Origin of the sequence: Motiliproteus sediminis (assembly GCF_017912535.1) — a bacterium.
Taxonomy (GTDB): domain Bacteria; phylum Pseudomonadota; class Gammaproteobacteria; order Pseudomonadales; family Balneatricaceae; genus Motiliproteus; species Motiliproteus sediminis.
Genome location: NZ_JAERQK010000007.1, coordinates 53757 through 79026, shown reverse-complemented (window position 1 = coordinate 79026; position 25270 = coordinate 53757). Strand labels below are relative to the sequence as shown.

Genomic DNA, 25270 nt, shown 5'->3' with positions numbered 1-25270 from the left:
CCCTGCTGCGGCTCACGCCTACGCTAGCCGCAGCGGTTGTTGTGACACAGCCCTGAGCCATATCGCGATGCGAACCCGCGCCGCGCTGACCGGATCTGGCCGCACACAGCCCCCATCATTGCCGGCGCCAATCATCCCTGCAGTCGTCGACCAAAGGCTCAAGCGGTCAAGGACGCATTACCCACCACGGGGAGGGGAGTGCCAGGAATGCACCATCAACACCCGTTGCTTTGACCATTGACCATTGGCTATTGGCTATTGGCTATTGGCTATTGGCTATTGGCTATTGGCTATTGGCTATTGGCTATTGGCTATTGGCTATCGACAAGCGTCAACGGCAAAGGGGTCAAACACAAAAAAGCCGCCCCGTGGGGCGGCTTGGTCATGTCCAGCGAGGCTTAGTAGCCTTTCAGGTGATCAATATACTCCGGCAGGAACAGCGAGATCTGCGGAATGTAGGTGATCAACAGCAGGAAGAACAGCATCAGTACCAACCAGGGCAGTACCGAGCGGATTACCCAGATCATGTTCTGACCGGTTATCCCCGCCGTCACAAACAGGTTGAGCCCCACCGGCGGGGTCAACATGCCGATCTCCATATTCACCACCATGATGATACCCAGATGGATAGGATCGATCCCCAGCTGGGTGGCGATCGGGAACAGGATCGGCGCCATGATCAGCAGAATCGCCGACGGCTCCATGAAGTTACCGGCGATCAGCAGCAGAATGTTCACCACGATCAGGAAGCCCCATGCCGGCAGACCCCAGTCAATGATCACCTCAGCAATCGCGTGCGGAATACGCTCAGTGGTCAGTACATGGGCAAACAGCATGGCGTTGGCGATGATGAACAGCAGCATCATGCTCACCTTGGCCGCGTCCAGAATCACCTTCTGTACATCCTTGCACCAGATGGTACGGGGGAATGCGAGCAAGATCTGATAGCTGTTTCGCACCAGCACGGATCCCGGGTTTTCACCCTCTTTGCGCCAGGGAATGCCTTTAAGCGGACCGATATCGCGATAGCCCATCACCGATACCAGATAGGCATAAACCGCCGCTGCAGCGGCCGCTTCGGTGGGGCTGGCGATACCGCCGTAAATGGAACCCAGTACGATCACGATCAGCATCAGACCGCCCATGGCGATAATGAACGAGCGTGACAATGCGCCAAAGCCCGGGAACGGCTGTGCCGGCAGGTTTTTGATCCGCGCGACAATATAGATTGCCAGCATCAGCAGACCACCCATCATCAGCCCCGGGATAAAACCGGCCATGAACATGCGCGAAGCGGACACTTCAGTGGCCGCTGCGTAAACCAGCATCACGATTGATGGCGGGATCAGGATACCCAGAGTGCCGGAGGTGGTGATGACACCGGCCGCAAAGCTCTGCGGGTAACCGGAACGCACCATACCGGCGATAACGATAGTGCCGATGGCCGCCACCGTCGCCGGTGACGAACCAGACACCGCCGCAAACAGCATACAGGCCATGACCGACGCCATCGCCAGGCCACCTTTAACGTGGCCAACGGTATCGATAGCGAAATCGATCAAGCGCCGCGCCACACCGCCCGTGGACAAGAAAGCCGAGGACAGGATGAAGAACGGTATCGCCATCAGGGTGTAGTGCTCGGATGTTGCTTCAAACAGCTTCAGCGCGATAGAGGCGACCGAGTCGTTAGAGAACAACAGGATGGTGCTGACACTGGAGAAACCGAGCGCGATGGCGATCGGCATGCCCATGAACATGCACGCAAACAGCAGGATAAAAAGCGTTGCTGTAGCCATTAGTGGTTATCCCCCTTGTTCTCTTTGTTGTGCATTGCTTCTTCAAGCTCCTTGGCGATATGCATGCTCTCTTCCGCTTCATCCGCCAGATGGAAGCCCTCCTCCTGGCCGGTGACCACTTTCCACAGCAGCTGCAAAAAGCGAATGATCAACAACACAAAACCGACCACCAAGATACTCATGGGAATCCACTTCGGCACCGGTAGGTCTTCCATCTCAATGCCGATCATCATCATCTTGTCGAGATAGATCAGCGATCCGTAAAGAATCAGACCGCAGTAGGTGAGGCAGAGCAACACCGCCAGGATGGTGAATCCGCGGTGAATATTGCGGGGTAGCAGCTTGACGAACACATCAACACCGATGTGACAGCCGACCTTCACCCCGTAGGAGGCACCAAAAAGCACAAACCAGGCCGCCAGAGTCAAGGTGACCTCCTGAGCCCAGTGGATGCCGGTATTGAAGCCGAAGCGCAATACCACCTCGACAAAAACCAGCAGTGTCATCGACACCAGCAGCAGCGACAGAATCGCTTCTTCTATCTTATTCGTCAGTTTGACAATCATGTCTCACAACCCCTGATTGCGCAGCAGCCCGCCTACTGCACGATATGGTCTGTAGTCGCACAAAGCCGTCCCACAGGAGAAGCCACCCGAGCGCACTCTCCTCTGGAACCTTATGTTTGCTGTAGAAGGATAGAACAGGGGCCGAAGCCCCTGTCAGATAACGGGGCCAAAGCCCCATCGGCGAAGCGCTTAGTTGTTAGACTGAACCGCGGCTTCGATCAGGTCGGCACCGATTTCGCCTTCAAACTGCTTCCAAACCGGCTTCATCGCTTCAACCCACTGCTGACGCTCGGCGTCGGTCAGGGACAGCACTTCAGAACGGCCAGATTCGGCGATCGCTTTCTTGTCTTCTTCGGCCTTGTCGCCAGCAACCTTGTTGCCGTAGGCGATGGCTTCATCCAGCGCTTTCTTCAGCTCGGTACGGGTGCTGTCGTCCAGACCCATCCAGAACTCCTTGGAGGTTACCACCAGGTAGTCCAGCACACCGTGGTTAGACTCGGTGATGAAAGGCTGAACTTCGAAGAACTTCTTGGAGTAGATGTTGGACCAAGTGTTTTCCTGACCGTCGATGGCGCGGGTCTGCAGCAGGGTAAATACTTCAGAGAACGGTTTCTTCAGCGGAACTGCATCGAGTGCTTCAAATTGAGCGGACAGCACGTCGGATGCCATGATACGGAACTTCTTACCCGCAGCATCTGCAGGTACACGCAGCGGATCGCTGGCGGACAGCTGCTTCATACCGTTATGCAGGTAACCCAGACCAACCAGACCTTTCTTCTCGAGAGAGCCCAGCAGCTTCTGACCCGCAGGGCCCTGCTGGAACTTTTCTACCGCCGCCATATCCTTGAACAGGAAGGGCAGGTCGAAGATCTGCAGCGCAGTGGTGTACTTGTTGAACTTGGACAGAGAAGGTGCAGCCATCTGCACGTCACCCAGCAGCATCGCTTCCAGAACCTTGTTGTCCCCGAACAGCTGCGAGTTGGGGTAGACCTTCACCTCAACCTTGCCGCCCAGACGCTCGGCAACCAGATCACGGAACTTAGTGGCCATCTGCCCCTTGGGGGTGTTTTCCGCTACTACGTGAGAGAACTTCAGCTCGACGGGGGCTGCGGTGGCAACTTGGGCACCAACAGTCAGAGCGAGAGTGGCAACTGCCGCAGAGATAAGACGCATATGCTTTTTCCTCGTGATTTTTCTCGTTGTGTAATTGTTATCCATGGCCCGTGCTTCTCTTTCGGGCCGGGCGACCACATGTAGCAGGTACCGTGCCAAAAAGCCCAGAAATAGGAAAATTACTTTTAATTCAAAAAGTTGAAGGTTTAGACAAGGAGCGCGGGCTCTTTACCAAACCAAAACTGGCGGATTTCCACCCATTTTCACCATCAGCATGGCTGAAAATCCGCCACTTTAGGTCGCTGCGGGGATCGCGAGAAGGCCGGCGTACGGCATGAGCCAGGCTGAACGCCGGCATCGGGTGGGCCAGAGCAATTGAACCGACGCGGCCTGCAGCCAACGATGCCGGTCAGTATCAACTCAGGCTTTGAAGTCACGCTTGTCGAGGTTGTATTTGCGCATTTTGTCATACAGGGTTTTACGCGGCAGACCCAGGCTTGCCAGCGTATCCTTGATCCGCCCCTGATGGCGCGCTAACTCCTCTTCGATCAGCATTTTCTCGAAGCGATCGACCTTGTCTGGCAAAGTCTCACCGGCAACAGCATCAAACTGGGGAATCAACTGGTCGAACTCAAAGGTGCAGGCCTCGCCCAACAGCACGTAGCGCTCAGCCACATTTCGCAGTTCCCGCACGTTACCGGGCCAGTCGTAGCTCATCAGGCTGTGCACACGCTCCGGACTCAGGGCGGGGACTTCGCGTTGATATTGAGCCGACGCGATCAACGCAAAATGCTGGAACAGCAGCGGCACATCATCCCGCCGCTCACGCAACGCCGGAATATCCACCCGCACCACGTTGAGACGATAATAAAGATCCTCGCGAAACTGCCCCTCTGCGCTGAGCTCTTTGAGATCGGCCTTGGAGGCAGCGATGATTCGCAGGTCCAGCGGTATGGAGTCGTTGGCGCCCAGACGCTCGATACAGCGCTCTTCCAGTACACGCAGCAACTTGATCTGCAGCGACATCGGCATACTCTCGATCTCATCGAGAAACAAAGTGCCGCCATTGGCGTGTTCCAGCTTGCCGATGCGCTGCGCCTTGGCATCGGTGAACGCACCTTTTTCATGCCCGAACAGCTCGCTTTCGATCAGGTTTTCCGGCACCCCACCGCAGTTGATCGCAACAAAGTTACGATCCTTGCGGCGGCTGGTCTCGTGGATATAGCGCGCCACCAGATCCTTGCCGGTTCCGGTTTCCCCCATGATCAAAATATCAGCCGGCGTATCCGCCACCTGAGAGAGCAACTGGCGCATCCGCTGGATGGCCGGGGTTCGTCCGATAATCCGCGGGCCCGGCGCACTTTGCACCTGCAGCTCATGGCGCAGGTCCCTGACCTCCAGTGTCAGCGCCCGTTTTTCCATACCACGACGCACCACATCGGTCAGCAGATCGGCGGGAAATGGCTTTTCAATAAAGTCATAGGCGCCGCTACGCATGGCATTCACCGCCATGGAAATGTCACCGTGACCGGTAATCAGAATCACCGGGATATCCGGATCGATACTCATCACCTGCTTCATCAGTTCCAGGCCGTCAGTGCCCGGCATATTGATATCGGTCACCACCACCCCGGGCCAGGCCGGAGTCAATAACGGCAGCACGCGATCCGCATGGTCCAGCGCAACGACGTCGTAGCCGGCCAGTTCCAGCGTTTGGCTACCGGCGGTACGAATATGTTTTTCGTCGTCGACTAAGATGACCGGGCGAACGGCGTCAACCATAACTAGGATTCCGTCAGTGGGGATAAAGCTGACCTATGATAGCCCAATCAGCGCCGGTGCTCACCCGCGACACCTTCAGGCCGGCAGACGAGGCCAGAGATCAGCCAATATGGCGGACAAATTGAAATGGAAGGGAGCGGTTACCGCCTCGACCAAGGTATAGCTTCGCTGGCTGGTGTCACGGATAACGGCGGCGCCGAGATGTTCGCCGTCGTGGGATAACACCGTGGCCACCCGGGGAAAAGCAGGTGTCGACCCCTGAGCCACCACCACCCCGACCTCGCCATTAATCAGCTTTACCCAGATTCCCGGCGGGTGCATGCCGATCACCTCGATGAGCTGGCGCGCAATGTCATTATCAACCTGGTGGCCTCGAGCCAAAAACACCTGTTTCATCGCCTCGCGGGGAAACATCGCCGGCCGATCACCGCGTGGTCGCATCATCGCCACATAAATATCGGCGACAGACAACAACTTGGCCGGCTGCGATATGGCCTCAGCGGTCAACGCTTGCGGGTAGCCGTTGCCGTCCGGGCGCTCGTGGTGCTGCTCAACCGCACTCAACCAGACGCTGTCTTTGACCCCGGCGCGCTCCAGAATCTGGCGGCCATTATGGGGATGCTTGGTGATAATCCTTTTTTGCTGATCCGTAAGCGCGGTCACCTGTTTATCGAGTTTCTCGTCCTGCAGGTCGAGCATTCCGATATCCTGGGTCAACGCTGCGCAGATCAGCAGCAAACGAGCGGAGGGCGTCATCCCCACCTTTTGCCCCAGCAGCTCACACAGCACGCCGGCAAACAGTTCCTTAACATGCTGATAACGGGCGGTACGATTCAGATGCAGTGCTGCCAGCACGCCCTCCGGGCTATGCTTGCAGCCACTCTGGATCTTGTGGGCGAGATAAAGACAGCGAGAAACGTGCTTTCGGTCAGGACTGACCAAAAGGGCGTCGAAGGTCTGGGTCAGAAAGAGATGTTGCTCATCCGCCCAGGTTAACACCGAAACTGACTCGGACTGCGCACCGCCATCTGCGGCGGGCCGAGGGGATTCTGGATTCATTCAGCTCTCCGGCATAGGGGCCCTGATCCCCTGGATAGCCTCTGATCATATAAGCTTGTAGTGATATCTCTACCAGCCCACGATAGCGGAATCACACGCCGGCAGCAAACACTTAACCTATTGATTGATGGTTTAAATGCTACTGGAACGGCGCTGAAAATCAGCGATAGCCGCAGGAATCCCCTCTAGCGACACCGTCTTCTCTACGGCGCCCAGTTTGATCGCCTCTTTGGGCATGCCAAAAACCACACAGCTTTGCTCATCCTGTCCCAGAGTCTGGCCGCCGGCGTGACGCATCTCCAGCAATCCCCGCGCGCCGTCGTCACCCATGCCGGTCATAATGATGCCAAGCGCACTCGGGCCGGCGCATTTAGCCACCGAACGAAACAACACATCCACCGAGGGCCGATGGCGGTTCACCAGCGGACCATCCACCACCTCGACATGAAACTGGGCACCGTTGCGCTTGACCAGCATATGCTTGCCGCCCGGAGCGATCAGCGCCTGACCGGGCAGCACCCGATCCTGGTTGCGCGCCTCACGAACGTTGATCTCACACAGACTGTCCAGCCGCTGGGCAAAGGCTTCGGTAAACTTTTCCGGCATATGCTGCACAATGACGATCCCGGGGGTCACCCGGGGCAACTTGGTCAGCACCGCTTCCAGAGCCTGAGTACCGCCGGTAGAAGTACCGATGGCGATTATCACCTCGGTCGTTTTAACCCCACCAAGAGCCTGTCCGGCGCTGATCACCGCATCAGCGCTCAACTTCGGGCTCACCTGTACTGGTTTCGCGGGGCGAAGGGGCCGGGCTCCCGTCCTCAGGCGCGCTTGGCCGGCGGCCTTTACCGCGTCGATCATCACCTTGGCGGACTCGTGCAAAAACCCCTTGAGCCCAACCTTGGGCTTGGTGATGATCTCTACCGCACCGGCAGCCAGCGCCCGCTGCATGGTTTCGCTATTACTCTCGGCCAACGATGAGCAGATCACCACCGGCGTCGGACGCTCAGCCATGATCTTGGCAAGAAAGCTTATCCCGTCCATGCGCGGCATTTCGATGTCGAGCAAAATGACATCGGGCCACTGCTTTTCCATACGGCTCATGGCAAAAATAGGATCGGAAGCCACCGCAATGATTTCGATTCCGGGATCTTTCGACAAGACTTCGCTCACCACTTGTCGCACCACGGCTGAATCATCGACAACCATCACTTTAATTTTTCCAGACGACATCTGTTTTCCCTCAGCCCTGCCACTTAATCCAGGTGTGGCCCGTCGCCAGCTCAAGAATGACGGTCCGGTGGCCGGTCAATCCAACATGCTGATCTTTAACCCGAAAGCCGTTTAATTCCAATAACTCGTGGGCCGCCTCAATATTACGTCGCCCCACGTCGCCGCCACTGGCGGGCAGATGAGGAAACATATTGGCGCCGCCGAACAGTTTAACCTCGTAATCAGCCGCCTGAGTTTTGGTGCGGGCCAGAGCCTGGCGAAACATGGCCATCGCGTGGTCGGCATACCGGCCGTCATAAGGCGGCTCCGCACCTCGGGGACTCGCCGGCAGCAGATAGTGGCACATGCCACCGATGGATCGCTGCGGGTGCCAGATGGTGATCGCAATGCAGGAACCCAACAGCGTGCGAATGCGCTCGTTGTCGGTTCCGAAGAAAAATTCGCCCGGCTTCAACACCACCATGTCAGTCATCCAGAGGCTTACGGTAAATGGTCGAGCGTAACAGTTGAAGCCGCGAGGTCACGCCGTTCAAGCTTTCCGAATGGCCAACCACAAAATAGCCACCGGGCTTGAGCAGCGGAAGCATCCGCGCCACCACCGAGCGTTTGGTTTCCAGCGAAAAATAGATCATTACGTTGCGCAGGAATATCAGATCAAATGCGCCCAGATCAGGCAGCGGCGCGTTCAGGTTGACCTGATTGAAACGCACCCGCCGGCGCAGCTCCGGCCCGATCAGAAACGTCCCCTCCTGAGAGCCCTTGCCCTTGAGACAATAGGCCCTGAGATACTCCTTGGGGATCTCATGCGCGACATCCATGCTGTAGTGACCGTTGCGAGCCTTGTTCAGCACCTGAGTGTTGATATCCGACCCGAACACCTCCCACGGCCCGTCTCCCAACAGATCAGCACAGCACATTGCCGTACTGTACGCCTCTTCACCGGTAGAGCTGGCAGCACTCCACACCCGGAAGGTGCAACCACTGCGGACCTGGGGCAGCACCGTCTGGCGCAGAAAGTCGAAATGGGCGGGCTCACGGAAGAAGTGAGTTTCGTTGGTAGTCAGCAGATCGACTACCACCTGCAACTCATCGCCGCCGAGCTCGCCGCGCATCATCCGCTCAAAGTAGTCGCCGTAGCGGCTAATACCGAAATGACGCAACCGCTTGGCTAATCTTCCGGTGACCAGGCGCTGCTTGGCATCGGACAGGGTAATCCCGGCGCGTTCAAAGATAAAACGGCGGAATTGCTCGAATTCCGCCGCCGTGATCACACCATCTGTCGGTGAGTGCTGCATTAACCGCGCCTATTCAATCAGGGCTCAGCCCCACCATCCGCAGCTTGGCGTTGCGGCATCTGTTGCAGATCAGCCAACTCCTCCACCGACAGCACCTTGGACGGGTTCAGCAACACAATAAAGTCATCATGTACCCGCCCCATGCCGGCGATAAAGTCGGTCCGGATTTTGGCGCCAAAGCTGGGTGAGGCACCGATATCCTTCTCTTCGATATCCAGTACCTCGCTGACGCTGTCGATCACCACCCCGATATCCATCGCTTCGTCACCATGTTCAACCTCGATGATCACGATACAGGTGCGTTTATTCACTGCGGAACTCTGCCACCCGAAGCGAACCGGAAGGTCGATCACCGGCACCACATTGCCACGCAGGTTGATCACCCCGCGAACATAGGACGGCACCATCGGTACGGCAGTAATCTTGCCGTACTCGATGATCTCCTTGATCGGCAGAATGTTGATCCCGAACATCTCGCCTTGCAGATCGAAGGTGAGAAATTGCTGGATCACTGGCTCCTCTTTGGTGGCTGGTTGCTGGCCACCCTGTGCTTTCACGAGCTGCCCCATGACATTGCCTCCTAGAAGCGCTCGAAGTCGCTTTCAAGCGGTGCATCCGCGTCCACGCTCTTGGCCGGAGCCCGGCGCACTGCAGCCTGGGGTGCGCGTACACTGGATGGAACGCTGTCTGCCCCACCGCGAATACGGAAGTACGCCATCCGCTCCTGCAGTTGCACCGCCTGACCGCTCATCTCTTCTGCGGTCGCCGCCAGCTCTTCCGATGCTGACGCGTTCTGCTGGGTGACCTGATCCATCTGACTGACCGCGGCGTTGATCTGGCCAACACCGGTGGACTGCTCACCGGATGCCGCGGCGATCTCCTGAACCAGATCAGCAGTCTTGGCAATACTGGGAACAATATCATCGATCAGCTTGCCCGCGGTCTCCGCCACGCTCACACTGCGCGAGGCCAGATCACTGATCTCTTGCGAAGACTTCTGGCTGCGCTCGGCCAGCTTGCGCACTTCAGCAGCCACAACCGCAAAGCCCTTACCATGCTCACCGGCCCTCGCCGCCTCGATAGCCGCGTTGAGAGCCAGCAGGTTGGTTTGATAGGCGATATCTTCGATGATGGCGATCTTCTCAGCGATATTCTTCATCGCATCGACGGTGTTCTCGACCGCAACGCCACCCTCTTTGCCCTGGGATGCCGCTTTGGTGGCCATATCGTCGGTCACCTGGGCGTTCTCCGCATTCTGGCGAATTGAGGCGGTAATCTGCTCCAGCGAGGCGCTGGTTTCCTCAACACTGGCGGCTTGCTCGCTGGAAGCCTGACTCAGCGACTGCGAGGTCGCACTTACCTCTTCTGCGGCGCTGGCCAGGGCGTCGGCACCACTGCGCACATCACCGACCACATCGGAAAGACGCTGACTCATTTCAGCCATCGCCTGCAGCAGTTGACCCGGTTCATCGCGACTGTCGGACCTAACCTCCTTGGTCAAATCCCCCTCGGCGATCGCGTTGCACGCATTGACTGCAATTTTGAGCGGCATCGCTATGGAGCGGGTAATAACCATTCCCAGGAACAAACCGATTGCCAGTGCCACCAGCGCTACCACCACCAGCACCATAACCGCCTGTTGCTGTGCGGCGGCACCGTTCAGCTTGGCGGCGTCCATTTCGGCACCCGCCATCGCTTCAACCTGCCCCAGCTTAGCAGCAGCTTCTTCGCCGGCGGCGTCGAGATTGGCCATCGCCTGTTCCGCGGTAGCCATCGCAGCGATCAGCAGCAAACGCTCTTCAATTACCTTGTCGGCTGCCTGCTGGAAGGCGCCGTGGGCCTTATCAAGATCCGCTACCGCTTGGCGCGCGGCCGGAGCTTCCAGCGCAAAAGCCTGGGTACCATCGATTTCCCCCCCGTTGAGCATGGCAGTCACCAGCTCATCAAATTCAACAATGGTGCCCCGATATTCCGCCGCCAGCTCTTCAACCACCGCTTTATCAGTCTGCTGCGCCACCTCTTCCAGCGCCACCCGCGCCGACTGGATGCTCAGTTTGACCTCCATGGCGGCGTCAATCATCGGCACCTCGTGGGTCAGGACCCGCTTCAGTGCCGCCATCGAGCGCGCGTTGGCAAGGCCGGCCTCGGTGGCCTCCTTGACTACGGTCTCGGCCTTATCGGCATCGGCAACAACCTTGTCGAAGGCCGCTTCCATCTCTTCCATGGCCGCATCAGCCTTGGCCTTCAACGCCAGCATGTTCTTGCCACTGGCCATCATGTTGGCGGCTGCGCTCTGAAAGCGTTCATTGTGAATGCGATCGGATTCTGCCACCAGACCGGCCAGCTCAGCGTTGTCGGTCTTGATCACCACGGTGCCGTCGTCAAGCGTTCCCCCATCGACAATGGCGCCGTTGAGCAGATCAAAGTCCTGCAGCGACTGCTGATAGGCAGCGGTGATAGCATCCAGCTGGGATTCGTCATCGGTGGCCAATACCGATGTAGCCCCCTTGAACTCCTCCATCGCGTTGCGCGCCACCAACAAGCTGATTTTCATCTCGTTGGCAGCTTCGACAACCGGTGCTTCTTCGTTGCCGATCACATGCAGCTCATGGGATACCGAGTTGATCCCCACATATCCCACCACACTGGCCACAACCATAAGCACCAACATGCTACCGAAACCGATCGCCAGCTTCCGTCCGATCAATAAGTCACGCCATTTCATGACTCTCTCCTTTTGGGTATTTCGCCATTTAAACCGTTAGGGTCAGCTGAGATGCAGTGTGCGCTGCTCCGCTTCAGAGACCAGTGAATTCACTTCCAGAATCATTGCCACCTCGCCGGAGCCGAGGATGGTAGAACCGCTGATGCCGCTGAGTTTGGAAAAGATCTGGCTGAGCGGCTTGATAACCGTCTGATATTCGCCCAGCAGCTCGTCCACCACCAAGCCCGCCTTGGCACCTCCGCTTCGCACCACCACGATATTCTCGCGGTTATCGCGATCCTTGCGCTCACCAAACAGGGTGCGCAGATCAAGGAACGGCAGCACCTCACCGCGCAGGCTGATGTAATCGCCGCCGTGATCACGGACCTTTTCCAGTTGTTCGTACTCGATACACTCCTCGACCGAGTCGAGGGGAATAACGTAGGAGGCATCGCCAACGCCGACCAGAAAACCATCGATAATGGAAAGGGTCAGCGGCAATCGCACCCGAATAGAGGTACCCGCACCCAGCTCGCTGTCGACCTCAATCTGCCCCCGCAACGACTCAACGTTACGCTTGACCACATCCATACCGACGCCGCGCCCTGACAGATTGCTGACCGCCTCTTTGGTACTGAGCCCCGCCTCCAGAATCAGACGCAACACCTCGGCACGGCTGAGGTGCTGTTCGGGCGCGACCAGTCCGTTGGCGCGAGCCTTGGCCAGCACTTTGTCAGGATCAATCCCGCCACCATCATCAGATACTTCAATCACGATGTTGCCGGAGTCATGATAGGCATTGAGAGTAACCGTACCCTGCTCAGGCTTGCCCTTGGCTAATCGCTCTTCAGCACTCTCGATACCGTGATCAATACTGTTGCGCACCAAGTGGGTCAGAGGGTCGCCGATCTTCTCGACCACGCTTTTATCCAGCTCGGTATCGGCGCCTTCGATCACCAGCTTGATCGACTTGCCCAACTCCTTGGATACATCGCGTACCACCCGATTGAAACGATTGAAGGTCTCACCGATCTGCACCATGCGTAGCCGCAACGAACGGTCGCGAATCTCTTCCACCAGACGCGAGATAAGCGAGACCGACTCCAGCAGGTCTTCATCGCCCAGTTGCTGTGCTTTCAGCCCGGTACCGGCACCGGCAATTACCAGTTCCCCCACCAGGTTGATCAGCTGGTCCAGGCGCTCGGCATCGACCCGGATCGAGCGGCTCTCTTTCATCTTGCGCTCGTGCTGGGCCTGCTGTTTTTTCAGCGCTGCGGTCACGGTGTTGGAGTCGACCGCATGCTGCTCCACCAGAATTTCACCCAGCCGCGGATGCTGTTCAGGATGCTGCAGCTGGTCGAGCTGTTGGCGGCTGAGTGCTTTTTCGAGTTCATGAGTCGATAACGCCCCAACCGACACCAGCAGCTCACCCAGGCGCCGCTCGTCTTCGGATTCACTCAGGGTTTCGATCAGGTCGGTGTATTCGGACAGTTTCGAGCGCGGTGGCAGCACTACCACGGAGGAATCTTCCATCACGAATTCGAACACATCCATGATGGTCTGCTTGTCGGCTTCGCTGCGGAACGAGACCTCCATCCCCAGGTAGCAGCTTTCCGGGTCCATCTCCTCGACATTTGGCATCTGATCCACCAAGGTCGCCACATTGACGATCTCTCCCAGAGTGGCGAGGTAGCGCAGGAAGGCGAGGGGATCCATGCCGTTGCGAAGCACGTCCGCATGAAACCGCAGCGAGATGTGCCAATTATCGTTCTCGACCTGTGGACCTTCCTCGCGGCTGACCACGACGCTGTCGTCGGTTTGCGCAAGCTGGGTGGTGGACTCAACCGCGGTAGCAGCGCCGTCTCCGCCTGCCTGCTGCATCAGTGCAGCCAACAATGCCTCTCCCTGCTGATGCAGCGTGGGGTCGGGCTCTTCGCCCAGCGCTTCGATCAGCACTTCGATATGGTCACGGCATTCCAGCAACACCTCTACCAGCGGCGCCGTGATAGCCACCTCGCCATCGCGGACGCGATCGAGTACGTTCTCGACTTTGTGGGTAAAAGCAACGATGGCATCCTGGCCAAACAAGCCGGCCGAGCCCTTGATGGTGTGCGCAGCGCGAAAAACAGAATTGATCAGTTCGTCATTAGCGGGATCATCCACCAGCTGATTGAGCGAACTCTCCATATCCTGGAGCAGGTCGAGGCTCTCGTTGACGAAAGTCTCCTGCGCCTGTTCCATAAAATCTGTCATGGCCGCAGCCTCCTTGCTATTCGCTTACGATGCCAGTACCACCGGATCACCAAAATACGCTTCCATACGGAGCATCTCGAGCACTTCCAGCGTCGCTGAACTATGTGCCACCAGCCGCAGCTCCTTACCCGCCTGGCGGGCTTCGCGCTTGAGAAGATAGAGCAACTGGAATCCGGCGGAATCGAGCTCCGCCACCTCCGCCAAATTGATCTCCAGCTCCTGACAACCGCCCAGCAATCCCAGTAACTGCGGTTTCAGCTCCGCCGCGCAATAGATACTCAGTTCGCCGCTGATCTTCAGCCGGCAGGTATCACCGTCGCGTTCGCTCGTGAGGGTAGCGTCCATGGCTCCTCCCTGTTAAACAGCAATCGATTAGGGCAGCACCAGCTTCGATACTGCAGCCAGTAACTGTGGGGGCTGGAAAGGTTTAACCACCCACGCCTTGGCCCCCGCTGCCTGCCCCTCTTTCTTCTTCGTATCCTGCGACTCGGTGGTCAGTACCATGATCGGGGTAAACTTGTAGCGCGGCAGCTTTTTAGCCTCTTTGATAAAGGTGATGCCGTCCATGTTGGGCATGTTGACGTCAGTGATAATCAGGTTGAGTTTGTCGCCATTGAGCTTGGACAACGCATCCTTGCCATCACAGGCTTCGATCACGTCGTAGCCAGCCCCCTTGAGGGTCATTCCGATCACCTGACGAATCGATGCCGAATCGTCTACTACCAGAATTGTCTTTCCTGACATAACTACATCCTCAGAAAAAAGTAATTTCGCCGTCAGCCATCTCTTCTTCGGTACCCTGCGAACCGTGATTCTGCCGTTGCTCGCGGGTCACGTAGATCACTTCCATCTCTTTCAGCCAAGCCTCGATATCAATCGGTGCTTCGCCGGCGGCCAGCCGCTCGTTGCAATGCTCGACCTCATTCGACAACCGCTCCAGACTCTGTTCGACCTGGGTCAGGATCTGACTGGTACGATCCTGGAACTGCAAGGCCATGATCACCTCGCCGATACTTTGCTGGACCTCCATGCTGCGCTGCTGCAGTAGCTCGCTGCCTTCATGCAAACTGGCGGCAGTTTGCTGGAATTCGCTGAGAACACCGTTGATGTTGCTGCGCGACTGCTCCTCCGCAACGGCTTCTTTCTCGCTGCTGGTCTCGGCAATAGTGCGGGCCTGCCCCATGGCTGACGCGACCTCTTCGACGGTGGCGCGAATCTGCTGGGCGGTCTGGCCGGACATCTGCGAGAGGTTTCGCACCTCGTCCGCAACCACCGCGAAACCGCGCCCCTGCTCGCCGGCTCGCGCCGCCTCGATCGCCGCGTTCAGGGCCAGCAGGTTGGTTTGTTCGGCTATCTTGGCCACATCCTGAGCCATGCGATCGAGCTCAGCGGTGTAGCTGGTCAGGGTATTGACCTGGGTTAGCACCTGGTCCTTGGTATCCATCATCTCGCGCAGGTTGGCAACCACGTCGTTAAGGCGCTCTTCACTGCGGCTGATAACACTAAGCAGCTGTTGATGATCACTACCCTGCGCCAGTGCGACCGAGTCAGTCAGCTGCTGCGACATGTCAGCAAAGCGCTCGCTCATGGACACAACTTCGGTCTCGGTCTGGGTACGCACAGTGCCAACGTGTCGATTGAGGATCGGTAGTGCCCGCGACATCAGCTCGCGCACCTGCCCCATGTGCTCGATCCGGGACTCCGTGGCCTGACTCTCCGCGACAAACTGCTGGCGAGCAGCTGCCAGTTCCGACTGATGCTGTTGTTCGATATAACGCCCGGCTATCAGTCCGGCCAGCGGCAACAACAGCGCAACCACAACGGCTAACAATGAGAAACCGCCGACCAACACCAGCAACAGGCCAGCACAGAAACCAAGCACAGTGGGGGCTATAACAAAGGGTGTCAAACGCATCTACTAATCCTTTAGACCTTACGACGAGACGGTTCTGTCCATCTCAATAGGCTTCTAATATAGCTCAAAATCGCCATACGGCCGTTTGACCTGTATCAGAAGAATACGCTCGCGCAAAAATTGACTTTTATACTAAAAATGAGGTTCGGAAAGGTCTATAGGAATTTGCCTGATTCTCAGGCATCAGCCCCTACTACCTGCGCCACCGCGCGCAGCCGCAAGGTAAACAGAGCACCACCATCAGGCGCATTGCCGGCCACCAGCGCGCCCCCCAGACTCTCGACAATCCGGTGGGAGATAGACAAGCCAAGACCCAATCCTTCATCCGCCGTTTTGGTGGTGTAGAAAGGTTCGAACACTTTCTTGAGATCGGCTGCGGCGATGCCGGGCCCGGTATCGCGAAAACGCAGTACAACCTCCGCACCCTCGCACTCAGCCGTGATTTCGATACGGCGCTCGGGACTGCTCTGCATCGCCTGGATCGCATTGCTGATCAGATTAACCACTACCTGCTCCAGCCGCACCATATCGCCCATCACGTACAACTCATCGAGGTGCGAGGGCCACTGTACTTCAACCTGCTCACCCTGCAGGCGGCCATAGAGTATCGACATGGCGCCATCACGCACCGAGCGCAGTGATACCGGTTCAGCCTGTCCCGAGGTTTTGCGCGAAAACACCTTCAATGGCGAAATAATCTTGGCCATTCGCGCCGTCAGCCCGGAGATCTCTTCCAGATTCTCGCCGACACGCTGGTACCGCTCGCGCTCCAAAAACGAGCGCGCGTTGTCGGCATAGGCGCGAATGGCAGTCAGCGGCTGGTTCAACTCGTGGTTGATCCCCGCTGACAACTGCCCCAATACGGCCAGCTTAGCGGTCTGGATCAGCTCCTCCTGGGTGCGATGGTGCTCTTCGATCTCCTCCCGCAGGCGATCGTTGGCATGCTGCAGATCCTGGGTCCGCTCGGTCACCCGCGTTTCCAGCAGGTCACGCGCCTGACGCAGATGTTCTTCGTACTCCTTGCGCACGGTGATGTCGTGCACCGTCACCAGAAACTTGCGCTCTCCCTGAGGTGACATCTGTACGATGGTCAACTCAATCGGAAACAGAGCACCGGCCACCCGCTTACCCTGGGCTTCGATCACCGGCACCTGCTGGCCGGCGACCGGATCTGCCGGCTCGGTGATCATCCGCCAGCACAATGGCCGGTCACGGTCACACACCAGCATGCTGAAGTACCGCCCCACCAGCTGCTCGGCAGGGTAGCCGAACTGCATCAGCGCGGTGGGATTGACCGTCTCGATCCGTCCCTGGGCATCGAGGGTAATGAGGCCTGCCTGAGTGTTGTCTATGATTGCACGAACACGCGCTTCGTTGGCTTCCAGCGCGCGAGTGGCCTGCAACTTGAACCGCTGGCGCTCATGGTGGATACGCCGCCGTAACAGCAGAAACAGCACTCCCAACACCACCACCACAAAGGTTATCGCGGTACCGATCACTGCCTTCCAAACCTGTTGCTGTACCGGCGACAGGGTAGCGAGAGCGACGATATTCAACTCCGCTTCCGGCAGCCGTTGGCGCAACGCCAGGTACTGACTGGCCGACAGGGTGCGGCCAACACCGGAGGCTTCACCGTTTTCCAGCAGGGTGATCAGCTCGGCGCCGCCTTCCAGCGGTTGACGTTTGACCACCGGCAGCGATACCAGCTTCTGGTCGACATAGCGCAGACTCTCTTCGATTCGCTGCAGATCAGTCTGTGACAGCGGCTGCAGCGACTTGAACTTCCACTCGCTGCGGGTGCTGATAAAGATAATGTCATCGATGTCAGTCACCAGCAGATCCATCAGCGGATCGTTCCACTGATCCTCTATATCGTTGAGATCGATCTTGACCACGATGACACCGATGATCTCGTCGTTGCGAACGACCGGATGGCTGAAGTAGTAACCGCGCTTGCGCGACGTGGTACCCAAGGCAAAGTAATGGCCGGCTTCGCCCCCCATCGCTTGCTGAAAGTAGGGACGGTAGTGGAAGTTCCGCCCGACGAACGAGTTGGCCTGCTGCCAGTTACTGGCAGCCAACGTATCCCCCGTAGGTGCCATCAGGTAGATATCGGAGGCCCCCGTCAGCAAGCTGACACGCTCCAGGTAAGTGTTCAGGTGGTGCCGGATCAGAAGATCGTCCGGGGCAGCCAGCACTTGCTGCATCGAGTCGTTGGTCGCCAGCAGCGCTGGCAGGCTGCGATACTTTTCCAGTTCGTTTTTAAGGCTCAGGGTATAGCGGGCAAGGTTGGTATCGATATGCGCCTGCAGCTTATCCATCTCCGAAGAGCGGGTGAACGCAGCCACCTGCCACAGCAGCAACAGCAGCCCTACCAGCAACACCAGAGTTACCGGCAGGCGCAGATGCTTGTTATCGGAATAATCGGACATGGTGCGGGAATCCAGCTAGCTATTCCCTGATTCTATGCCGCCGGGGCACAAATTACAGCCTTGGGCACGCGCATGCACCTCGGCGGCGCCCGCCTGGATCAGCTTTTCTCCGGCACATAACCTTCGGCTTTGTCGTAGTCATCGCCGCTGAAGAACTTGTCCATCTGCTCGGCCAGATACTTGCGCGCGTCGGCATCCATCATGTTGAGGTGTTTTTCGTTGATCAACCGGGTCTGGTGCTGCAGCCACTCCTCCCACGCCTGCCTGGAGACGTTATCAAACACCTCTTGTCCACGCGGTCCGGGGTAGGGCGGACGCGCCAGACCTTCCATCTCTTGCTGATACTTTTTGCAGAATACGCTACGTGTCACGGGTCTCTCCTCGGCGGATGGAACATTTCACCGACAGGCACGGGGCCGATGTCAGACTGCTGGGCTGGGTTATACCACTTCAGTCGCGCACTCACCAGCCGCGAGCGTCGCCTGGGTGCGCTCAAGGAAAGCTTTGATCGGCGCAGCCAGGCCTATCGCCGCAGGTTGATCGACGCGATACCAGCACTGCGATGCTTCCCGCACCTCGCCCGGGGCCAGCTGAGTGGACGCAACCCGCAGCGGAAACAGTTCCAGCTGAAAGTGACTGAAGGTGTGGCGGATCGGCTCCAGCGGTTCACCGCTGGATTCCGACAGTCCCCATGCCTGACGCAGCGCCGCTTCGGACTCGTACTGGGGTAACGACCACAGCCCTCCCCAGATGCCGGCGGGCGGGCGTTGCTCGATCAAAACCCCGCCCTCGCTGTCCGTCGCCACCAACAACCACCCCTGCCGCCGCGGCAGGACTTTGCGCGGTTTGGCTCCCGGAAACCGCTGCGGCTCGCCAACAGCATTGGCTTTACAGGCTTGCTGCAACGGACAACGCGGGCAGTCAGGGCGCGAACGGGTACAGAGCGTAGCCCCGAGGTCCATCATCGCCTGGGTATAATCCGCCACTCGCTGCGCCGGCGTATGGGTTTCGGCCAGCGCCCAAAGCCGCTTCAACACCGCACTCTGCCCCGGCCAGCCGTCGACCGCGAAACAGCGGCTCAGCACCCGCTTGACGTTGCCATCGAGTATCGGCGCCCATTGCCCGGTGGAGAGCGCCACGATGGCGCCGGCGGTAGAGCGGCCGATGCCGGGAAGCGTTTCAAGCTCTGCCACCGAGCGAGGAAATTCGCCACCATGATCCGCCACCAGTTGCTGCGCTGCCCGGTGCAAATTGCGCGCACGCGCGTAGTAGCCAAGCCCTGTCCAGAGATGCAGCACCTGATCAATCGGTGCCGCAGCCAAGCTCACCACATCAGGAAATGCCGCCATAAAGCGCTGGTAGTAAGGGATCACCGTTGCCACCTGGGTCTGCTGCAGCATCACCTCGGACACCCATACCCGGTAGGGCGTGGGGTTGTGCTGCCAGGGCAGATTTTTGCGACCGTGGTGATCAAACCAAGCCAGTACCGCCTGCTGAAACTGCGTGGGGGTCATCGTTACTTGAACAACCCCTTAATCAGGCTTTTCACTTCGTCATTGTCTTTCAATTTTTCGTCTAGCTTCTTCTGCAGCTTGTCGCCCGCTTCACGTTTGGTCAGCTCCGACAGCACTTTCTTCATCCGCGCCGTATCGGGTCGACACAGCTTGGTGGGCTCGTCAAAGAAACCGCCCTTGCAGCGCACCGGGAAGGCGAGATTATGAAGTTTCTCTTCGATCTGGCAACTTTCGCCCTGCAGCTGCTGCAGTACGGTGAGATCCAACGCCATATCGAGACTCTGCTGCGGCAAGTTCACCTGACCGGCACCACCCAATCCTACCGCCACCAGACTGGCGTTGAGATCGCGGGTATCGACCACCCCGTTTGTAACCTTGAGCGTCGCGCCCAGATTGCTGAACTCGGTGTAATCCGCAGCGGTGTCGCCACTGTCCGGCAGCCCTTTTACCTGGCGGATGCCCTGGCACAGGTTGTCGATCAGATTGACGCCGCTGACACGGCCATCCTTGAGGCTAATCACGCTGTTGCCTGTCAGGCTGTTGACCACCGCGTGAACCGAATTGCCACTTGTCTGGTAGCGTCCCTCCATCGAGAAACTACCACTGAAGTTATCGATCTGGGCCAGATCCTTAAGTAGCCCTCCCAGCTGGATGCCGCTGATCTTCTTGCGCACATCCGTGCGCAACGGTGCCGTGCTGGCATCGATAACCGCACTGTTATCAAAGCCACCGCCATACAACTGGCCCTGCAGCTTGTCGGCACGAATCAGCCCGTCGCGTGCGGTGGCGCTGGCCTTCAACTGGGTCACCTTGATGCCGGCAACGATCATCTCCTTGAGACCGATACCCAGGTCAAAGTTAAGCGCCCGTAGCACCTCCAGCGGCAGCAGCGGCTCCTTGGAGTACGGGCTGGGAGCGCTAGCGGCCTGGTTACCGCCAGCTACGCCACCGGTGCTGCCGCCATTAGTGCTGCCCGACTGCGCAGTGGAACTCTTGGCCGGTTGGTTATTATCACCCTCTGCGGCTGCCGGGGGTGGCAGATAACGATCAACGTTTAGGCTATCCCCCTGCAAACGTACGCGCTGACGACCGGTAGCCAGATCCAACGCCAGCTCACCCTCGAAGCGGGTATCATCCAACTGCAGTTTCAGCGGTTTCAGGCCAACCGTGTTTGCAGGCCCTGACAGCGTCGCCTCAAACCCAACCCGGCTCAACGCCTGCGAATCACTGGTCACCACCGCGGGTTGACCCAACGCCTGCAGCAACTGATTTAAATCAAAGGGGGCCGCACGCAACATACCTGCAATAACCGGTTGACCACTCAACTGCGTCACTTCGAGTTCACCACGCAGCTGCATCCCGGCCAGGTCCAGTTGCAGCTTGCGAACGCTGGCCTGGTCGCCAGCCAGTTCCGCCAACAGGTCACCACCCAGCAGCAGCGGTAGGGTATTACCGCCGAAAGCCGCGCCGCCTAGATTGAGCTTCATCGCCAAACCACTGGCGCCGTAGCGCTGGGCGGCAAGATCGAGCAGCACCTCGGCGGTCAGCGCGGCATCAACGCTCAGTTGGGTATCGCCGCGCGGACTCAGCACCCGCAGGGCAAAGTCGCTGCTGGCCGGGAACGCCTGTCCGCTAACGATATTGGTGCCCTCGAAATTGAACCGGGACAGTTCCAGAGTCTGATCCGGCAAACGGTAGCGAATATTGGCATCGCGGATCGTGATGCGTGCGATATCCAGCTCCAGCGGTTTGGCCGCGGGCTGGGAAGCATCGCCCTGGTTGGCAGGCGCGGTGGCCGCTCCCGCGGAAGTTGAAGCGGCACCGCTAGCCGCAGCCCCCGCCGGTGCAGCAGATGGATCCGCGTCAGCCGCGCTCAGTTCAAGCGTCAAGCCACTCAAGGTAAGACCGCTCATTTCCAGCCGACCGCCGAGTAACGGCAGCAATGCCACCGACACCTCGGCACTATCCACCGCAGCCATGCGCTTACCCTCAAGGTCGTCGACACTCAAGGTCGGCAGCGCCAACGCCAGATTGGGGTAGAGCGACCAACCGATGTCGCCATCCAGAGTCAGCACCACCTGCCCCTTGTCCCGAGCAAGAGTCACCAGCTCCTCTTTGTAGGCATTGGGATCGAAAAACAGCAGTAACGCTCCGACCGCTAACACCAGCAAAAAAACCAGCGCCAACACCACCTTGAGCAGGATCTTCATCGTTATCTCCATTCCGATGCCGTGGATCTATAGTGCCAAGCTTAGCTGCCCCTAGCGGCCAGAAACAGCCAACCCGGCACAATCCGTTTGTTGTCAGGCTATTGACCCGCCTCGGATGCAATGATTCCGCCTTTGGCGCTATAATCGCGAGCTTGCTTTTGTCTATCGGAGAACACCATGGCCGACCGCCAAGCCAGCGTTACCCGCAACACTCTGGAAACCCAGATCACCGTCAGCGTGAATCTGGATGGTAGTGGCAGTTTCAACGCCGACACCGGCGTTCCCTTTCTGGAGCACATGATGGACCAGATCGCCCGTCACGGGCTGATCGATTTGGATATCCAGGCTAAGGGTGATCTCCATATCGACGACCACCACACGGTGGAAGATATCGGCATTACTCTCGGCCAGGCATTCGCTCAAGCGGTCGGCGACAAGAAGGGCATTCGCCGCTACGGCCACGCCTATGTGCCGCTGGACGAAGCCTTGTCACGGGTGGTGGTGGACTTTTCCGGTCGCCCGGGGCTGGCCATGGATATTCCCTTTACCCGCGGCAACATCGGGCGCTTTGACGTCGAGCTGTTTGGTGAATTTTTCCAGGGTTTTGTCAACCACGCTGGAGTGACCCTGCACATCGACAACCTCAAGGGCAAGAACGCTCATCACCAGGCAGAGACCGTATTCAAAGCCTTTGGTCGCGCGCTGCGCATGGCGCTGGAAGAGGACCCGCGGATGGCCGGCCAGATGCCGTCTACCAAAGGCTGCCTGTAAGCGGACGGAGAGAAACGATGAGTAGTGTAGCGGTCATCGACTACGGCATGGGCAACCTGCACTCGGTTGCCAAGGCGCTGGAGCACGTGGTGCCTGGCATCGAGGTGCGAGTCACCGCCGATCCGACCCTGATCGCCAGCGCCGACCGGGTGATCCTGCCCGGCGTCGGCGCCATCCGTGATTGCATGGGCGAGATCCGCCGACTGGGTATCGACACCGTAGTGCGTGACGCCATCGCCTCCGGCAAACCTTTTCTGGCGATCTGCGTCGGCATCCAGGCGTTGATGAACCATAGCGAAGAGAATGGCGGCGTCGATTGCATCGGCCACTTTGCCGGCAACGCCCTGTTCTTCGGCACAAGCCTCATCGACGAGCAGGGCGCCAAGCTTAAGGTACCGCACATGGGCTGGAACCAGGTGTGGCAGGCAAAGTCCCACCCGCTGTGGGCCGATATCGACGACGGCGCCCGGTTCTATTTTGTCCACAGCTATTACGTTAAAGCGGAGCAGCAGGGCCAGGTCGCGGCCCGCTCTGACTACGGTGTCGGCTTTGATGTGGCACTGGCGGACAACAACGTCTTCGCGGTGCAGTTCCACCCGGAAAAGAGCCAAAAGCCGGGGCTGCAGCTGCTCAAGAACTTCCTGAACTGGAACGGTCAGGCACACTAACAGAGGCTTTCAGCATGGCACTGGCCAAACGCATCATTCCCTGCCTGGACGTGGACAATGGCCGCGTCGTCAAGGGCGTTCAGTTTGTTGATATCCGTGACGCCGGCGACCCGGTCGAAGTGGCCAAGCGCTACGACGAACAGGGTGCCGACGAGATCACCTTCCTCGACATCACCGCCAGCCATGAAGACCGCGACACCATGGTGCACACGGTCGAAAAGATGGCCAGCCAGGTATTTATTCCTCTGACCGTAGGTGGCGGCATCCGTACCTGCGACGATATCCGCACCATGCTCAACGCTGGTGCCGACAAGGTCAGCATCAACACCGCGGCGGTGTTCAACCCCGAGTTCGTGCGCGAGGCGGCCGAGCGCTTCGGTAGCCAGTGCATCGTGGTCGCCATCGACGCCAAGAAAGTCAGCCAACCCGGCGAGCCCGACCGCTGGGAGATCTTCACCCACGGCGGGCGCAAGCCGACCGGGCTGGATGCGGTCGAGTGGGCCCGGAAGATGGTCGAACTGGGCGCCGGCGAGATCCTGCTCACCAGCATGGATCAGGACGGCGTCAAGAACGGCTACGATCTGGGGGTTACCCGCGCCATCTCAGAAGCGGTGTCGGTACCGGTAATCGCCTCCGGCGGGGCCGGCAACCTTGACCACCTGGTGGACGGCGTCACCCTCGGCAAAGCCGACGCCGTACTGGCCGCCAGCATTTTCCACTTCGGCGAATACTCGATTCCCGAAGCCAAGGCCTACATGCAGAGCAAGGGGGTCGAGGTTCGCCTCTGACCCCCGGCCAACTCCCCTTTTCAATCACGGAGCAGATATGAACGCGCCCATCAATGTGGTGATCAGCGGCAGCGGACTGTTTACCCCTGAGCAGAGCATCAGCAACGACGAACTGGTCAAAGCCTTCAACGCCTACGTGGAGCGATACAACCAAGCTCACGCGGCCGAGATTGAAGCCGGAACCCTGGAGCCGCTGCAGCCGTCCAGCAGCGAGTTTATTGTCAAGGCTTCAGGTATTCACAGTCGCTACGTGATCGACAAACAGGGGATACTTGACCCCGAAGTGATGGCGCCACAGCTGCCGGAGCGGGCCGATGACGAGCTCTCCATCCTCGCCGAAATGGGCGTCAAAGCCGCCCGTCAGGCACTGGAACGCGCCGGCCGCAGCGCCGGCGAGGTCGACCTGGTGATCGTCGCCTGTTCCAACCTGCAGCGCGCCTACCCCGCCATCGCCATCGAGATTCAGCAGGCGCTGGGCTGCCAGGGGTTTGGTTACGACATGAACGTCGCCTGCTCCTCGGCTACCTTTGGTATCGGCGCCGCCGCCGATGCCATCCGCTCCGGCAGCGCCAGTCGTGCACTGGTGATCAACCCGGAGATCTGCTCCGGACACCTGGAATTCCGCGACCGTGACTGTCACTTCATCTTCGGCGATGTGGCCACCGCAGTGCTGCTAGAGCCCGAAGAACAGAGCCGCTCAGCCTCCGCTTTTCGGGTGCTTGGCACTCACTTCAAGACCCGGTTCTCCAACAACATCCGCAACAACTTCGGCTTTCTCAATCGCACCGCGCCACAAAGTCGCGACGCGCGCGACAAGCTGTTCCGCCAGGAAGGACGCAAAGTGTTCAAGGAACTGCTGCCGCTGGTGACCAATACCATCGGTGAGCATCTGGACCAGAGCGGACTGCAGGCTTCAGACTTCAAGCGCTTCTGGCTCCATCAAGCCAACCTGACCATGAACATGTTCGCGGCCAAGAAGCTGTTGGGAAGGGAGCCGAGCGCCGCCGAGGTGCCGATCGTGCTGGACCGCTACGCGAATACCAGCTCGGCGGGGTCGATTATCGCCTTTCACTTGCACAGCGACGACCTCAGCAGTGGCGACCGCGGCCTTCTGAGTTCCTTCGGCGCCGGCTATTCAGTCGGTAGCGTACTGCTGCAAAAGATCTGAGCC

At 58.6% G+C, this 25270-nt stretch carries 22 protein-coding genes; 4 read left to right on the top strand and 18 right to left on the bottom strand.

Annotated elements, in window-relative coordinates; translation table 11 throughout:
• Positions 1 to 398: 398 nt before the first annotated feature.
• From JJQ76_RS12865 to JJQ76_RS12780, 18 genes are all read right to left on the bottom strand, one after another.
• Positions 399 to 1796, bottom strand: a complete 1398-nt coding sequence (locus JJQ76_RS12865; protein ID WP_210397264.1) for a TRAP transporter large permease — start codon at positions 1794 to 1796, stop codon at positions 399 to 401.
• Entirely contained in the window at positions 1796 to 2362 is a 567-nt protein-coding gene (locus JJQ76_RS12860) for a TRAP transporter small permease (RefSeq protein ID WP_210397263.1), read from the bottom strand. Before JJQ76_RS12860 ends, JJQ76_RS12865 begins: the two co-directional genes overlap by 1 nt.
• A gap of 189 nt (positions 2363 to 2551) precedes the next feature.
• Positions 2552 to 3535, bottom strand: a complete 984-nt coding sequence (locus tag JJQ76_RS12855; RefSeq protein ID WP_210397262.1) for a TRAP transporter substrate-binding protein — start codon at positions 3533 to 3535, stop codon at positions 2552 to 2554.
• Between the two features lie 360 nt (positions 3536 to 3895).
• Entirely contained in the window at positions 3896 to 5257 is a 1362-nt protein-coding gene (locus JJQ76_RS12850) for a sigma-54-dependent transcriptional regulator (protein WP_210397261.1), read from the bottom strand.
• Between the two features lie 75 nt (positions 5258 to 5332).
• Entirely contained in the window at positions 5333 to 6316 is a 984-nt protein-coding gene (locus JJQ76_RS12845) for an HD-GYP domain-containing protein (RefSeq protein ID WP_210397260.1), read from the bottom strand.
• 132 nt (positions 6317 to 6448) lie between these two features.
• On the bottom strand, positions 6449 to 7549 hold the full coding sequence (locus tag JJQ76_RS12840) for a protein-glutamate methylesterase/protein-glutamine glutaminase (protein WP_210397259.1): 1101 nt from the start codon (positions 7547 to 7549) through the stop codon (positions 6449 to 6451).
• Positions 7550 to 7559: 10 nt separating this feature from the next.
• Entirely contained in the window at positions 7560 to 8012 is a 453-nt protein-coding gene (locus JJQ76_RS12835; RefSeq protein WP_210397258.1) for a chemotaxis protein CheD, read from the bottom strand.
• A 1-nt stretch (position 8013) separates the two neighbouring features.
• Entirely contained in the window at positions 8014 to 8844 is an 831-nt protein-coding gene (locus JJQ76_RS12830) for a CheR family methyltransferase (protein WP_210397257.1), read from the bottom strand.
• A gap of 17 nt (positions 8845 to 8861) precedes the next feature.
• The gene (locus tag JJQ76_RS12825; protein ID WP_210397256.1) at positions 8862 to 9413 is read right to left on the bottom strand and encodes a chemotaxis protein CheW; all 552 of its coding nucleotides are present in this window, start codon (positions 9411 to 9413) and stop codon (positions 8862 to 8864) included.
• 11 nt (positions 9414 to 9424) lie between these two features.
• Positions 9425 to 11569 carry a methyl-accepting chemotaxis protein gene (locus tag JJQ76_RS12820; protein ID WP_210397255.1) on the bottom strand — a complete coding sequence of 715 codons (2145 nt, stop codon included), beginning with the start codon at positions 11567 to 11569 and terminating at the stop codon, positions 9425 to 9427.
• A 42-nt stretch (positions 11570 to 11611) separates the two neighbouring features.
• Positions 11612 to 13801, bottom strand: a complete 2190-nt coding sequence (locus tag JJQ76_RS12815; RefSeq protein ID WP_210397254.1) for a chemotaxis protein CheA — start codon at positions 13799 to 13801, stop codon at positions 11612 to 11614.
• Positions 13802 to 13825: 24 nt separating this feature from the next.
• Positions 13826 to 14146 carry an STAS domain-containing protein gene (locus JJQ76_RS12810; protein WP_210397253.1) on the bottom strand — a complete coding sequence of 107 codons (321 nt, stop codon included), beginning with the start codon at positions 14144 to 14146 and terminating at the stop codon, positions 13826 to 13828.
• 27 nt (positions 14147 to 14173) lie between these two features.
• The gene (locus JJQ76_RS12805; RefSeq protein WP_210397252.1) at positions 14174 to 14545 is read right to left on the bottom strand and encodes a response regulator; all 372 of its coding nucleotides are present in this window, start codon (positions 14543 to 14545) and stop codon (positions 14174 to 14176) included.
• Between the two features lie 10 nt (positions 14546 to 14555).
• Complete coding sequence (locus JJQ76_RS12800) at positions 14556 to 15716, bottom strand: methyl-accepting chemotaxis protein (protein WP_210397251.1); 1161 nt, start codon at positions 15714 to 15716, stop codon at positions 14556 to 14558.
• A 176-nt stretch (positions 15717 to 15892) separates the two neighbouring features.
• Positions 15893 to 18148: an ATP-binding protein gene (locus tag JJQ76_RS12795; RefSeq protein WP_210397250.1), complete on the bottom strand. Its 2256-nt coding sequence runs from the start codon at positions 18146 to 18148 to the stop codon at positions 15893 to 15895.
• Between the two features lie 98 nt (positions 18149 to 18246).
• Positions 18247 to 18519 (bottom strand): oxidative damage protection protein, encoded by a 273-nt coding sequence (locus tag JJQ76_RS12790; protein ID WP_210397249.1) that lies wholly within the window; start codon positions 18517 to 18519, stop codon positions 18247 to 18249.
• Positions 18520 to 18588: 69 nt separating this feature from the next.
• Positions 18589 to 19662 (bottom strand): A/G-specific adenine glycosylase, encoded by a 1074-nt coding sequence (gene mutY / locus JJQ76_RS12785; RefSeq protein WP_210397248.1) that lies wholly within the window; start codon positions 19660 to 19662, stop codon positions 18589 to 18591.
• 2 nt (positions 19663 to 19664) lie between these two features.
• Positions 19665 to 21872, bottom strand: coding sequence for an AsmA family protein (locus JJQ76_RS12780; RefSeq protein ID WP_210397247.1), 2208 nt, complete (start codon positions 21870 to 21872; stop codon positions 19665 to 19667).
• Between the two features lie 177 nt (positions 21873 to 22049).
• Between JJQ76_RS12780 and hisB the strand changes: the two genes are divergently transcribed.
• From hisB to JJQ76_RS12760, 4 genes are read left to right on the top strand one after another with little or no spacing between them, the layout of a single operon-like run.
• Positions 22050 to 22643 (top strand): imidazoleglycerol-phosphate dehydratase HisB, encoded by a 594-nt coding sequence (gene hisB, locus JJQ76_RS12775; protein WP_210397246.1) that lies wholly within the window; start codon positions 22050 to 22052, stop codon positions 22641 to 22643.
• 17 nt (positions 22644 to 22660) lie between these two features.
• Positions 22661 to 23311 carry an imidazole glycerol phosphate synthase subunit HisH gene (gene hisH / locus JJQ76_RS12770; protein WP_210397245.1) on the top strand — a complete coding sequence of 217 codons (651 nt, stop codon included), beginning with the start codon at positions 22661 to 22663 and terminating at the stop codon, positions 23309 to 23311.
• Between the two features lie 14 nt (positions 23312 to 23325).
• Entirely contained in the window at positions 23326 to 24099 is a 774-nt protein-coding gene (hisF, locus tag JJQ76_RS12765; RefSeq protein WP_210397244.1) for an imidazole glycerol phosphate synthase subunit HisF, read from the top strand.
• A gap of 37 nt (positions 24100 to 24136) precedes the next feature.
• Positions 24137 to 25267, top strand: a complete 1131-nt coding sequence (locus tag JJQ76_RS12760) for a beta-ketoacyl-ACP synthase III (RefSeq protein WP_210397243.1) — start codon at positions 24137 to 24139, stop codon at positions 25265 to 25267.
• Positions 25268 to 25270 lie beyond the last annotated feature (3 nt).

Excerpts from the sequence above, each read along its gene's own strand:
- JJQ76_RS12865 (WP_210397264.1), bottom strand. The coding sequence starts at position 1,796 with ATGGCTACAGCAACGCTTTTTATCCTGCTGTTTGCGTGCATGTTCATG.
- JJQ76_RS12860 (WP_210397263.1), bottom strand. The coding sequence starts at position 2,362 with ATGATTGTCAAACTGACGAATAAGATAGAAGAAGCGATTCTGTCGCTG.
- JJQ76_RS12855 (WP_210397262.1), bottom strand. The coding sequence starts at position 3,535 with ATGCGTCTTATCTCTGCGGCAGTTGCCACTCTCGCTCTGACTGTTGGT.
- JJQ76_RS12850 (WP_210397261.1), bottom strand. The coding sequence starts at position 5,257 with ATGGTTGACGCCGTTCGCCCGGTCATCTTAGTCGACGACGAAAAACAT.
- JJQ76_RS12845 (WP_210397260.1), bottom strand. The coding sequence starts at position 6,316 with ATGAATCCAGAATCCCCTCGGCCCGCCGCAGATGGCGGTGCGCAGTCC.
- JJQ76_RS12840 (WP_210397259.1), bottom strand. The coding sequence starts at position 7,549 with ATGTCGTCTGGAAAAATTAAAGTGATGGTTGTCGATGATTCAGCCGTG.
- JJQ76_RS12835 (WP_210397258.1), bottom strand. The coding sequence starts at position 8,012 with ATGGTGGTGTTGAAGCCGGGCGAATTTTTCTTCGGAACCGACAACGAG.
- JJQ76_RS12830 (WP_210397257.1), bottom strand. The coding sequence starts at position 8,844 with ATGCAGCACTCACCGACAGATGGTGTGATCACGGCGGCGGAATTCGAG.
- JJQ76_RS12825 (WP_210397256.1), bottom strand. The coding sequence starts at position 9,413 with ATGGGGCAGCTCGTGAAAGCACAGGGTGGCCAGCAACCAGCCACCAAA.
- JJQ76_RS12820 (WP_210397255.1), bottom strand. The coding sequence starts at position 11,569 with ATGAAATGGCGTGACTTATTGATCGGACGGAAGCTGGCGATCGGTTTC.
- JJQ76_RS12815 (WP_210397254.1), bottom strand. The coding sequence starts at position 13,801 with ATGACAGATTTTATGGAACAGGCGCAGGAGACTTTCGTCAACGAGAGC.
- JJQ76_RS12810 (WP_210397253.1), bottom strand. The coding sequence starts at position 14,146 with ATGGACGCTACCCTCACGAGCGAACGCGACGGTGATACCTGCCGGCTG.
- JJQ76_RS12805 (WP_210397252.1), bottom strand. The coding sequence starts at position 14,545 with ATGTCAGGAAAGACAATTCTGGTAGTAGACGATTCGGCATCGATTCGT.
- JJQ76_RS12800 (WP_210397251.1), bottom strand. The coding sequence starts at position 15,716 with ATGCGTTTGACACCCTTTGTTATAGCCCCCACTGTGCTTGGTTTCTGT.
- JJQ76_RS12795 (WP_210397250.1), bottom strand. The coding sequence starts at position 18,148 with ATGTCCGATTATTCCGATAACAAGCATCTGCGCCTGCCGGTAACTCTG.
- mutY (WP_210397248.1), bottom strand. The coding sequence starts at position 19,662 with ATGACCCCCACGCAGTTTCAGCAGGCGGTACTGGCTTGGTTTGATCAC.
- JJQ76_RS12780 (WP_210397247.1), bottom strand. The coding sequence starts at position 21,872 with ATGAAGATCCTGCTCAAGGTGGTGTTGGCGCTGGTTTTTTTGCTGGTG.
- hisB (WP_210397246.1), top strand. The coding sequence starts at position 22,050 with ATGGCCGACCGCCAAGCCAGCGTTACCCGCAACACTCTGGAAACCCAG.
- hisH (WP_210397245.1), top strand. The coding sequence starts at position 22,661 with ATGAGTAGTGTAGCGGTCATCGACTACGGCATGGGCAACCTGCACTCG.
- hisF (WP_210397244.1), top strand. The coding sequence starts at position 23,326 with ATGGCACTGGCCAAACGCATCATTCCCTGCCTGGACGTGGACAATGGC.
- JJQ76_RS12760 (WP_210397243.1), top strand. The coding sequence starts at position 24,137 with ATGAACGCGCCCATCAATGTGGTGATCAGCGGCAGCGGACTGTTTACC.